At 47.7% G+C, this 12681-nt stretch carries 10 protein-coding genes; 4 read left to right on the forward strand and 6 right to left on the reverse strand.

Features of this window, described 5'->3' with window-relative positions:
* Position 1 precedes the first annotated feature (1 nt).
* Complete coding sequence (gene uxaC, locus NYE45_RS28310; RefSeq protein ID WP_340014837.1) at positions 2 to 1444, reverse strand: glucuronate isomerase; 1443 nt, start codon at positions 1442 to 1444, stop codon at positions 2 to 4.
* A 203-nt stretch (positions 1445 to 1647) separates the two neighbouring features.
* Here uxaC and NYE45_RS28315 point away from each other — a divergent pair, with 203 nt between their 5' ends.
* Complete coding sequence (locus NYE45_RS28315) at positions 1648 to 2391, forward strand: MBL fold metallo-hydrolase (protein WP_340014838.1); 744 nt, start codon at positions 1648 to 1650, stop codon at positions 2389 to 2391.
* A gap of 64 nt (positions 2392 to 2455) precedes the next feature.
* Positions 2456 to 2734 carry a hypothetical protein gene (locus tag NYE45_RS28320; RefSeq protein ID WP_127548836.1) on the forward strand — a complete coding sequence of 93 codons (279 nt, stop codon included), beginning with the start codon at positions 2456 to 2458 and terminating at the stop codon, positions 2732 to 2734.
* 84 nt (positions 2735 to 2818) lie between these two features.
* Here the strand turns inward: NYE45_RS28320 and NYE45_RS28325 are convergent, their stop codons facing one another.
* The 3 genes from NYE45_RS28325 to NYE45_RS28335 form a co-directional block, all read right to left on the reverse strand.
* Positions 2819 to 3448, reverse strand: a complete 630-nt coding sequence (locus NYE45_RS28325) for a hypothetical protein (RefSeq protein WP_340014839.1) — start codon at positions 3446 to 3448, stop codon at positions 2819 to 2821.
* A gap of 537 nt (positions 3449 to 3985) precedes the next feature.
* Positions 3986 to 5467 carry an alpha-amylase gene (locus NYE45_RS28330; RefSeq protein WP_340014840.1) on the reverse strand — a complete coding sequence of 494 codons (1482 nt, stop codon included), beginning with the start codon at positions 5465 to 5467 and terminating at the stop codon, positions 3986 to 3988.
* Between the two features lie 175 nt (positions 5468 to 5642).
* Positions 5643 to 7955 carry an ATP-dependent DNA helicase gene (locus NYE45_RS28335; protein ID WP_340014841.1) on the reverse strand — a complete coding sequence of 771 codons (2313 nt, stop codon included), beginning with the start codon at positions 7953 to 7955 and terminating at the stop codon, positions 5643 to 5645.
* Between the two features lie 138 nt (positions 7956 to 8093).
* Here NYE45_RS28335 and NYE45_RS28340 point away from each other — a divergent pair, with 138 nt between their 5' ends.
* Both NYE45_RS28340 and NYE45_RS28345 read left to right on the forward strand, forming a co-directional pair.
* Complete coding sequence (locus NYE45_RS28340; RefSeq protein ID WP_340014842.1) at positions 8094 to 8591, forward strand: antibiotic biosynthesis monooxygenase; 498 nt, start codon at positions 8094 to 8096, stop codon at positions 8589 to 8591.
* A gap of 169 nt (positions 8592 to 8760) precedes the next feature.
* On the forward strand, positions 8761 to 10743 hold the full coding sequence (locus NYE45_RS28345) for an LTA synthase family protein (protein WP_340014843.1): 1983 nt from the start codon (positions 8761 to 8763) through the stop codon (positions 10741 to 10743).
* Positions 10744 to 11232: 489 nt separating this feature from the next.
* On the opposite strand, the gene NYE45_RS28350 is transcribed toward NYE45_RS28345, so the two are convergent.
* Together NYE45_RS28350 and NYE45_RS28355 are read right to left on the reverse strand one after the other, a co-directional pair.
* Positions 11233 to 11904, reverse strand: coding sequence for a GNAT family N-acetyltransferase (locus NYE45_RS28350; protein WP_340014844.1), 672 nt, complete (start codon positions 11902 to 11904; stop codon positions 11233 to 11235).
* Positions 11905 to 11949: 45 nt separating this feature from the next.
* Complete coding sequence (locus tag NYE45_RS28355) at positions 11950 to 12624, reverse strand: GNAT family N-acetyltransferase (protein WP_340014845.1); 675 nt, start codon at positions 12622 to 12624, stop codon at positions 11950 to 11952.
* Positions 12625 to 12681 lie beyond the last annotated feature (57 nt).

Below are 12681 nucleotides of genomic sequence, written 5' to 3' on the forward strand. Positions count from 1 at the left end.
ATCAAGATTGTGAAACTGAGACCGTTTTAAGCACTGAGGCAAACGGGAAATATTCTTTCGCATTGTTGTAAGCAATGCCCTGTACGATCTGTCCGAGCAGCTCCATATCCTGCGGTGCCTCGCCCTGTTCAGCCCATTCACCAATGAGATTGCAGACCAGCCGACGGAAATATTCATGCCGTGTGTAGGACAGGAAGCTGCGTGAATCGGTCAGCATGCCGACAAATCGGCTGAGCAGACCAACATTCGCCAGTGCTTTCATCTGAGCGAGCATGCCGTCCTTTGTATCATTGAACCACCAGGCCGCACCAAGCTGGACTTTGCCAGGAATGCCCCCGCCTTGGAAGCTGCCAATAATCGCAGCGAGCACTTCATTATCCCTTGGATTCAAGGAATACAAAATCGTTTTGGGCAAAGCCTGCTGCTGCTCCAACGCATCGAGCAATCCAATCATCGCTGACGACAACGGTGTATCATTCACCGCATCATAACCGGTATCCGGCCCAAGCTTAGCCAACATGCGCGTGTTGTTGTTGCGGGCTGCATTAATATGGAACTGCATCACCCAGCCCCGCTCTGCATACAGTTTGCCGAGGAACGTCAGTGTTACCGTCTTGTATTTGTCCTCTTCCTCACGAGTGACCTTCTGACCTGCAAGTGCCTTTGCAAAAATCACACCTGCTTCTTCTCGTGTAGCCACACCGTAAGGGACATAATCGAGTGCATGGTCAGAGACTCTGCCGCCTACGGAATGGAAGAATTCCACACGGGACTCCAGCGCAGTAAGGAAGGATTCATAATCTGAAATCGCGGTGCCGGATGCCTGTGACAGCTTGCCCACCCATTCGGTGAAGGTATCGCGGTTCAACTCCAGCCCTTTATCCGGACGGAAGGATGGCAATACGGCTGTATCAAAACCTTCGATCTCCTGAATCTTCAGATGATACTCCAGAGAATCGGTAGGATCATCGGTTGTGCATACAACAGTGACATTGGATTTGGTAATCATATCACGTGCACCGAATCCGTCACTGTTCAGTTTGGCATTTACTTTTTCCCAGATGGCCGGTGCGCTTGTCTCATTAAGAACTTCGTAGACACCGAAGTATCGCTGTAATTCCAGATGAGACCACGCGTACAGCGGATTACCAATCATCATGGGTACCGTTTTGGCGTAAGCCAGAAAACGATCGTAATCGGTCACTCCTTCCCCGCCAGTTACATATTGCTCTTCAATTCCGTTCGCGCGCATGAGCCGCCATTTGTAGTGATCACCGTATAACCAGGCCTCTGTAAGATTGCCAAAGGTTTTGTTCTCGTAGATCTCCTGAGGACTGAGGTGGCAATGATAGTCAATAATCGGCATGTCTTTGGCATAATCCTCATATAACTTGACCGCCGTTTCATTGTGCAGCAAAAATTGTTCATCCAGAAAAGATTTCATTCGCCTCGCACGCTCCCTTTAGGTGAGTTTACGTTCATATGGGTTCACTTCCCATCTTTACGCTACACTGTTTGCCATCAAAGTTCAATATAAAATGATAGCGTTATCAAAAAAGGTTGATTTAGGCATATATTCGCGAACAAGGTATACTGAATTTAACGCAAGGATGCTGATCTGAAGATCACACAAGGAGATGAAATTGAATGAAAATTACTTTTCTCGGCACAGGAGATATGTTCAGCGTGGAACAGCATCACAATAGTATGCTGGCTGAATTCGGAGAGACGCATCTGGTCATTGATTTTCCAGAATCGAATGCAAAAGCGCTTAAGGAATATGGATTCGCCATGACCGATATTCACAATGTGTTCATTACCCACCTGCATGAGGATCATATTAATGGTGTTCAGATGCTGGGTTATTACGCACAGATCGTAGGCGACCGCAAACCCCGTCTGTTCATCCACGAACAATTGGTAGATCCGCTCTGGAACATTCTATCCCCCGGCATGCGCTATACAACGGATGGTGAACGTACCATGAGCGATTACTACGATGTCGTTCCACTGCCAGACGGAGGCACATTTGAACTGGGCGGCGTGACGTTTGAGACGTTTCGGACGCAGCATGTTCCCGGTATGGTCAGCAATGGGCTACTCGCCAAGCCTTACTTCTATTACAGTGCAGACAGTACACTCGACCAGGAACGGGTGGAGCAGATCGCCGCTGATGTGCAGCTGATTTTCCATGAATGCCATATGCATGATCTGGTGATCAAATCCCATACTTCATTAAAGGATCTGGAGCAGTTACCCGCCGAAGTGAGACGGAAAACCGTACTGATGCATTATCATGATGAATACGCGGATGCGGACAACCGGAAACAATTCAACCGCGAGCATGATCTACGGATGGTTGGTACGTTGGAATCATTTGAGTTGGAGTAGGTAAACGGAAAGAGGGTATCGGATACTATCGTATTCGATCTATATTCTAATGGAGGTCATTGCTATGGAATATCGAATTGAACAAGGTTACTTTCTGATATACTCTCCTGCAAGAAGCACCAGTAGTGGAGACATCATGGTGGTTAAATTACTGGAAAGACCCTTTAAGGATAGAGTTGAATTCCTCATTAACAGCAAAAACTATGAGTGTACTACACACCATGAATACTTAAACTTTGAGCCAACTTCTCATCATAAACCTGAGAAGCCTGGAGCATTTTCAATGGAACGAAGTGAGTTCAATCGAATGTGGGATACGATGAATCAGTATTTTGAAAAGTAATAACCTTACTATCTTAAATAGATAACCGGCAGCGTCTACTCAGATTCCTCATACGGAACTGGCGGATGCTGCCTTTCTATTAATCTAATCTCTCTCCAATGACTTCATATACTCAATCGTCCTTGGAGACGGCTCGGCCTGAACATGAAAATAATCTTCCGTTCGCTGATCATTTGGGCCATAGGAAATTTTGATATACATATCTGCATAACGCTGGAGGATATTGCTGTCGATCTCCGCCTTTGGCTTCAAGACGTAACTTCTGCTCAAACTCAATCCAAGCGGTTCCTTGTCAGACTCTAAACTAATCTCGTGTGTATTGCTCACATTGGAATGAAATAACTCTCCAGCATTTATTCGATTTATCATGTTGGGATCGAGGGTGAAGGACTGAATGACATTAACCATGGACACCCGAGCCTCATTCACCAAAATCTCATAATTAATCCGATCAACTCCGGATTCATGACTCACATCCACCGTTGCAGTCAAAGTATAATCATCAGGCGAGTTCGTCTGAAAAGACTCAAGGTTCTTCGTAACCCGCTCTTTTAAGTCTCTTCGCTCCGAATTCAACGTATACTCATCAGTTCGCTTCGGTTCACCCGCCGGCCCCTGGTTTGCTCCCAAACTGCAAGCCCCCAGACACATGGCTAATACAAATAGATACACCACCAACGGGAAGAAACGGTTCATCTTTCTTTTGGGGCTCATGCCATCCCTCCTCTTCTCCATCTTCTGCAAAAAATATCGCTTATTACGTTCTCTCATTTTGTTTTCTAACACTCCATAGTTGGATTATTGTACCATGTATTAAGATGTGGAACCGAAGTGTTCCTTTCTCATTTCATGTTTTCACTTGTAGAAGTGATTCGTGTGCCTATGCGGCGAGCCTTAACCCACGTTAAGTTAACGAATCTGAGAGGCCTTATTCGGTTGAAATCCGAGTTACCAGTATTCTAACGAATCTCAAACGCGTTAATCTGGTGATGTTGCTCCTATCCGCGCTATTTCAATCGTTTTTGAGAGTAATAAGGTTACTGAGATTCGTTAGAATTTCAATAACGCTAATTCAGTGGTAATAAGGCGTGTTGAGTTCGTTAGGATGAAGTTTTCCTTATTCATAGAAAAATGCAAAAAAACCACCTGAACACAGGCATGCTTGCTCGCCTGTTCAGGTGGTTCAACGATCTATATACTTTTTTCATAGCGATCGGTATATCTTTTCTTATCATGCCTAGCACTATGCCATTACTCAGCGTCAGCGCAGTCCTCATCCTGCTCCGGAAGAGCCCATACCGAGACGCCTCCACCGCATACATGGAAGGTGGCCCAGCCGTCTTCCTCAATGGTAATCTGATCCTCACAGCTGTGCGTCAGATCTACCCAGGCTTCACCAGCACGATGCTCTCCGATGAACATTCTTTTCTCACCGTCATCCCCGTTGGAGATGACCACCGCACAACCAGAGCCTTCGATTTCCTCTACACCACGACGTACCCAGCCAATCGTATTGGCGTGATCGAAATAATCTTCCTGCTCTCCATACGCCTTGTTGCAACGGGCAGACAGCAGAATGTCCAGAATTTCTTTTTTGCCATCCACAGGTTCAGGTCCACCAATGCCGTAATAATCTCCGTAAAATACAACCGGATAACCATCGCGACGTAATAGCGTCAACGCATAGGCGCTCGGTTTGAACCAGTCTCCAATCCATGATTCCAACGCCTCATGGGGCTGGGAGTCATGATTATCTACAAAGGTTACCGCATGGGTAGGATGGGTCTGAACCAAGGTATCATCAAATATTTTGGACAGATCGAAGTCTCTTCCGGCAAGAGAAGCCTCATGCAACTTGTAGTGAAGAGACACATCGAACAGGTCGATCTGATAGTCTACCGTATCAAGGAACTCACGACACGCATCCAGGTTCGAGTTCCAGAACTCACCTACGATGTAGAAATCCTGACCGCGTTTGCGGATCATCTCTGCTGCGAATTCCTTAATGAATTCATGGTTGATATGCTTGATCGCATCCAGCCGGAAACCACCGCATTGGAGTGTGTCGATCAGCCATTTCCCCCAATCGATCATCTCGCGCCGCACATCCGGGTGGTTATAATCTATATTGGCAAACATCAGATAATCGTAGTTACCAAACTCATCATCGACATTCTGATTCCAGTTCTTGTTCTCACCTGCGATGCGGAATACACCACTCCGTTCTCCCTTGGCATCAAAATCCGTGCCATTGAAATGTTCGGAGTTCCACTTAAAGGAGGAGTATTGATCCCCACGCCCTGGGAATGTAAATTTGGTCCAACCCTCAATTTCGAACGGCTCGGAGATTTCCTTCGTTCGATCATTGGGATCAACCTCAATCACTTTAAACACTTCCGTCTCATCTGCTCCAGCCTTGTGATTCATGACCAGATCCACATAGACGGCGATTCCGTTCTTCTGACACTCGGCAATGGCCTCCACCAGTTCTTGCTTGGTGCCATATTTAGTGCGTACGGTACCCTTTTGATCAAATTCGCCCAGATCGTACAGATCATATACACCATAACCTGTATCTTCTGCAGACACTGCTTTGGTTACGGGAGGTACCCATACCGAGTCAATGCCTTTGGCTTTCAGTTCCGGGGCCATTTCAGCCAGTCGCTTCCAATGATCTCCGTCTGCAGCCAAGTGCCACTCAAAAAACTGCATCATGGTATGATTTCTCTTCATTATAACCGACCTCCTTGATTGCTTTCGAAGCGGACCGCGGAACGGATAGGGTATTCGCCGTTGTTCGTTCGTTGCTAACCAAGTTATAACCCTTTCACCCTACCCTTCAATCATGTACAGGAAAGAAAATCGAAAAATAAATGCTACATGCATCATTTCATCCGTAGTTCATTCATCAAATTCGCTTATAGTCATGCCACTCCTCGGGCAGCAGCGAACGATACGGTTCCTGTGTAAAACGATCATCGACCAACACCAGCACACCCTTGTCTTCCTCCGTCCGAATTAGCCGTCCACCTGCCTGCAGCACTTTGTTCATACCTGGGAAAATATAGGCATAATTGAATCCGTTACGCCCTGTCCGATCATAGTAATCACGAAGCACGTTGTTCTCCAGACCAATCTGCGGGAGCCCCGCACCTACCACAACGACGCCATTCAAGCGATCTCCCGGCAGATCGACACCCTCCGAGAATACGCCACCCATGACGGCAAATACCAATCGTGTACGTTCAGGATTTGGCTGAAATCCATCCAAAAACTGCTCTCGTTCCAATTCGTTCATGCCCTGCTTCTGTATGACCGTATCCGCTTCATTCGGAAGCTGTGTATAGGTTTCATAGATCTCTCGCATATAAGGATAAGAAGGGAAGAACACCATTAGATTACTGCGCGGCCATTCGCTTACCAGCTGTTGCAGCATCTCTGCAATGGGACGCCGTGACTGTTCCCTGTCCTTATAACGCACAGATAAGGGCAGGAGCCTTACATCCAGTTGTTCACGCTGAAATGGCGATGGAATCTGCAACGTATAATCCTCTTCCTCTGCACCCAGCATATCCCGATAATAGCGAAGGGGTGACAATGTGGCCGAAAAATGAATGAGGGAGCGGAATCCTTTGGCCGTCTGACGAAGCAGCACGGAAGGATCGAGACAGAACAACTTCACTCTCACTTCACTTCGAACACACTCTGCATACGTAATAAATCGTTCATCATACAGCTTGGCAATACGCAGGAAATTCTGTGCCGTGAAGTAGGCATCCAGCAGCAGCTGATCCGTCTCAGCATTCCCCGATCCACCTTCCACAAGACATTGCTCCGCAACCATGACAAAAGGCTCCAGCCGTTCAATCAGTTCCTCTGGTGCCTCCTGCTGTATGATCTTTCCTTCTTCGCCACCATTTTTGCGAAGGGTAATCAGATACTTATCAATGGCTCCCGTGTAATCAACAATGGCTTTGGCAGCTGGCACACTGCTGCCCAGCGTCTGGAACTCCCTTTTCACATCCAGAAACACCGCCTTCTCCAACTCAGCGGAAAACATCGTTCGGCCACGATCGACCAGATTATGTGCCTCGTCCACCAATAACACCGTCTTGCGCTTCTGCTCCTCCAACATTCGTTTCAAAGAGATACGTGGATCGAAAATATAGTTATAATCGCAAATGACCGCATCGGCTGCATACGCCGCATCGAGTGAAAACTCAAACGGACACACCCGATGTTTGCGCGCATACTGCTCAATGACCGGACGTGTCATTAATGTCTCATGTTCCAGCATATCCAGCACAGCCCCGTTAATACGGTCATAATATCCTTCACACATGCCGCACTGCCCCGTATCACAAGCTTCCTCTTCCTTAAAACAAATCTTGTCCTTCGCGGTCAGACTGATCACATGCATCTTCAATCCTTCCGATTGCATCCGGGCAAAAGCTTCTTCTGCCGCCACCCGTGTCGTCGTCCTCGCGGTCAGATAGAACAATCGGTTGGCTTCGCCTTCACCAATCGCTTTGACGGTGGGAAACAGCACGGACATCGTTTTACCGATGCCTGTTGGTGCTTTGGCCATCAATCCCTGACCCTCACGAATCGTCTTGTATACGGCACCCGCCAGCTTCCGCTGTCCCTCCCGATATTTGCGAAAAGGAAACGGCAGCTCTTTTACACTGATATCACGCTTTTCTTCATACGCAGCAATCATCTCTGCATATGGCGCATAGCCGGCAATCACTTCTGCCGCAAACTGCTCCAATTCCTGTCGCTCTGCCATTCGGCGGAATCGTCTTTCTTCATGGGTCACCGAATGCACATACGTAAGCTGAACCTGCATCCGCGGTTCATCCTGCTGAACGGCGTACATGTACGCATACATCATAGCCTGCGCCCAGTGTACGGAAAGACCCTCTCCCAGATCATCCAGATTGCCCGCAGTCGATTTGATCTCATCCACCGTTAACTGACCTTCCAACCGGATCAGGCCATCACATCGACCTTCCACCACATAGGTCAGATCGCCATGTTGAATCGCAGCTTCGAGTACGATTTCTTTTAAATCCTCTTCGGTGTACTCCTTCTGTACGCGTTGATGGATTCGAGTTCCCTCCTGCATCGAGGCATTGGTCCGGAACCCTGGACGTATGCTGCCACTGCGGTACACATACTCCACCAAAGGTCTAACCGATATCCGAATTGTTGTTGTCATACGATCACCCGTTCTGTTTGTAGTGACTATACTTTATCATGAAAAGACGTACTCAAACCAGTTGATCCGCCGATTGGACTCGCACAATCCCATATGCTATGTTGAAGTAGAATGTATTTAAATAAGGAGGCAGCTTCTATGTATATCTATTTGGTTCCTTCACCGATTCCGGATGCACTTGCTGCATACCCGCATCTAACTTTGCGAAGCGAAGAACAGGTACGCCTGGCTATTGAATCCGCAGAACGTCTGATGAATATTGAGTCTGATGATAAAGTAGCCGCATATGAAGCTTTCGATGCCGCAGGCTCCTGGACTGGCGGAGGTTTTGCTGTTCTCAACAATATCCCTGTCACAGAGGATGGTCGTAACAATTTCGAAGAACGGTTCAAGAACCGTGCCCGCAAGGTAGAAGACGAGCCCGGCTTTGTCGGTATTCGTGTGCTTCGTCCACTCAAGGATGACACGTATGTTGTACTTACACTCTGGCAGTCCGAGGAACATTTCAAAGGCTGGCAGGAATCCCAAGCCTATAGTCACGCTCACCGTAACCGCAGTACAAGTGAAGGCCTAACCGCACAGAAGCCCACCATGTTCCCCAGACCTTCTTACGTCACAACGTACACCATAGAATAACGAATCGGGTACGAATTGGCTTCCCTTGTAGAAACCGCGCCCGCCACACCTCTTCCAACATGGGAGAGGTTTTTTGTTGTCGATTGATGGCGGCTTTCATTTTTTGACACGGACATGCTGAGATAGGATAATACTTGTTAAATGAAACTTCGGAAGGGAAGGCGGTACCTTGGCACGCAATTCACTCACCCGGTTTCTAAGCGGACCGTTTATATTCTTCACCATCATCATGATGATCAAAAGCTCACTGGCCTGGATTGTTATCTTCGATGACATTCCTGTCTGGAAGCCATTGCTGACCGAATTGCCGCTCATCTGGATCGGCTTCTGTCTAATTGAGTGGTTTGCTGCCAAACGGCGGATGTGGATATACCTTGCCGTGAATCTGCTGCTTTCGGGTATTTTCTTTGCAGCCATCATGTACTACAAATACTATGGCGTAATCGTTAACTATCACGCGCTGGCACAGGTCAATCAAGTGACCTCGGTCAAGAGCAGCATGTTCTCTTTGCTTGACCCCTATTATTTGTTTATTTTTGCAGATGTTCTGATCATTGGAGGGATACTCGTTCGTCGTCGGATTAAGCTCGGGAGTACAGAACGCCCGAACCGCATTCCGCTTGAACGACGTGCCAGAAGACGGGTTGCTTCGGTCATTCTCACCCTGTCCATGATCCTGTGCATGCTCAACATCTATCCCAATCGGGCGAGCATGAGTGAGATTACACAAGCAGAACAGATGGGGATCCTTGGTTACGAGGCATATACCATCTTGGATCGTCCCGATGAACTTGTACCCTTCGCTGACATTGATCAGGCTGATATCGACCAGCTGAAGCAAACGACTGAACTTCCTGCGATTGTCGAGCAGGGTGCAGCGAGCGGACGTAACGTTATTGTGCTCCAGTTGGAATCGTTTCAGAACTTCCTGATTGGATTAGAGGTAGATGGACAGGAGATCACGCCTAATCTGAATCAATTGGCTAGAGAAAGCCTGTATTTTCCGAACTTCTATCAGCAAGTGGGACAGGGAAATACATCGGATGCAGAATTTGTTGTAAATACATCGTTCTACACCCCGCCGAACGGGGCAGCAACGACTGTATATGCGGATAAAGCTCTGCCAAGTCTACCTAAGCTGTTGTCAGCAAACGGGTATCACACAGCCACATTCCATACGAATGATGTTCATTTCTGGAATCGGGATCAGCTATACAAGGCACTTGGGTTCGACCAGTATTATGATATCAATTATTTCGGCACACAGGACTCTATCGCCTTTTCGGCCTCGGATGAGGTTCTGTATTCCAAAACACTGGATAAGCTGGAATCCATGCAGTCTTCGGGTGATCCCTTCTATGCTCATATCATCTCCATGTCAGCCCACCACCCGTACACGCTGCCTGAAAACAAGGTGAAGCTGACGCTGCCTGAGCGTTACAAGGATACGTTGCCCGGTGATTATCTGATATCCCAGCATTATGCAGATCAGGCTGTTGGACAGTTAATTGCGGGATTGAAAGAACGAGGTTTATGGGAAAATAGCCTGCTCGTCTTTTACGGGGATCACCTGGGACTTCCCATCTATTCGCTTGATCGGGATGACGAAGTCCTCATGAAAGAGTTATATGGCCGGGAATACACATCAGCAGATATGATTAACATTCCACTCATTATCTCGGCCCCAGGCGTTACTCCGGGTGTACAGCTGGAGCAGATCGGAGGCCAGGTAGACATTCTGCCAACGATTGCCGGATTAACTGGAATATCACTGGAGGACCAATTGCACTTTGGTCAGGATTTACTGCATGAAGGCGGAAATCTGCTACCCGAACGCTACTACCTCCCTTCCGGGTCGGTGCTTAACGATGCTTCTCTCTTCATTCCGGCGAAAGGATACGGGGATGGGACGCATTATTCCCTAGCTGATGCGGGCAGGAAGAATGCGGGGCAACAACAGACAAGTGTTCCTTCAGAAGAGACCCCGAAGATTTCGGGAGATGAGGAATCTCCAACTATCGCCATACCCAATAACAGCAGGCCGTCTTCTTCACGTTTTATAACGAAGGAACAATATGATCGGGCATTGGATCTTGCACACTTGTCCAACAGTTATTTGAGCCAGCTACCAGATCGAAAGGACGTTAAATAAGAACTAATCGTTAAATGTACGGTTAAATAGGCTTCATTAATAATGAACTAATTAATCTAAGGTATATCTTCAAATTCAGGTAAGCTATAAGTTGATAGATATCAGCGTCAAAAAGTCTCTAGGCCAAGTTTGCTGACTCTGGCGAATCGCCAGACCCATTCCTAAGGAACATAACACGTCTTATTTGGCCTTCAAGTCCTCTTTTTAAATTGTAAAGAACATCAGACACGTTATTTCCCAAAAATAGCCGACAAAAACGCTATAAAACACCTTATATTCCAATATAACGTGCCTCAGATTCATTAGCAGTCCATGCTCTGTTCGAACGGCAAGCTTAGCACTCATTTTATATCGAGATCCAATAAATTTGTAAAACCGAAAAAGCCCATTAAACAGAACCGAATCACGGTCTATTTAATGGGCTTTTTATACGTTAAACTGTTGCTCAGAACATCTCAACGCAATTATTCGTGTCAGCCCTGCTCCCGTTTACAACGGCAGTAGCGCAACCGACTTGCGAGCAGTCAATTGCTCCACCATGGCAAGCCATTCCTGTGGTTTGTTTGGCAGCACTGCATAATATCGATTGAGGAAATCAGCCACTAGGCTGGCTGGCAGTTCACCAAGCGACTCATCACCTGGCATGAAGCACAGGTCCAATCCGCCAACCGCTTCACCGTCCCCTTGCCAGGATGGATGAACATATGGGAAGTCCAGACGCTGGTATCCCAGATGAGACAATACTTCTCGACGCACATACGGGTCCATCGGCTTGATGCCGCCAAACTCGTGATCCTGACTCAGATAAGGGTTATAGATTTCGGCAAACATGCCGAACAATTCTTTCCCGTTTGCCGCAGCCAGCTTTTGCAGATCACGCTTGCGGTGATTCGCCAGGAAACTGCCGATCCCCAGTCCTTCGCGCCCAATAATCGTAAAGTCCGTCATGGCTACGTTCCAGTCCTCGTAATAACGGTACTCCGTCGCGCCAACAACTTGTCCTTCATGTACAGCCACGAACACCCGAATACCCGGATCTTCCAACGGTTCTGCCCACAGAGGGAAGTCCAGCACTTCTTCCCGCGGGAAAATCTCCTGCATCAGCTTGTGCATTTGGGCAAACAATGGATCATTAATGGATGTAATACGCGTGAATTCCATGGATTAATGCCTCCTCATTGATGATGTATTTCATTTAACATTTCTTTATCTGAACGGATTCTGCCACTCCATCAGAGCAGCATAGTTGCAGGATTCCTCATCGTCCAGATAGTCCGCCGTCACACCAACCGGCATGCGGCCACAACGAAGCAGGAACGATATGACCGGATCCCGCCTCTCTCCCGCTGCTACCTGATTCAGATATTCCTGCGCAGACAGTTGGTCTGCAACCAGATGATAACCTGGCATTCTACCAGCTCCTAGTAACCGATCTATACCCTGTGCAATCACAAGGTGGTACATCGCCTGCATCATAAGCTGTGCCAGCCCCCATTTGCGGTACTTTGGACGAACACAGAGATCAACAATATATAGCGTGTTCCCACCCGGCTGATGGTTACGAATATAGCCGTCATCCGTTACTTCCGCCCACGTATGATTCGCCGGATGTGCAGGGTCCCACTGCATCCGCAGCGAAGTCATCGATCCGGCCAATTCTCCATCTACTTCAATACAGATGGCGCCCTCTGGATAATGCTGTACATGACTGGTGAGCTGCTCATGACTCCAGAGCAGCTCTTCCGGATAAGGTGGAGGGAAACTCTCTGCCTGAATGCGAACGAGTTCCTCAAAGTCGGCTGCAACATAATTGCGAACCACTGCCTTTACCCTTTTGCCACTTCGCTCCGGGTCGGTGATCAGCATTTCTTTGGTATACATCTTGCCGGATCGCCCCTTTCCACTGACAAATGAATTTCCTGCTCTGTTCCGTTCGGC

Origin of the sequence: Paenibacillus sp. FSL K6-1318, from assembly GCF_037976905.1 — a bacterium.
Taxonomy (GTDB): Bacteria; Bacillota; Bacilli; order Paenibacillales; family Paenibacillaceae; genus Paenibacillus; species Paenibacillus amylolyticus_A.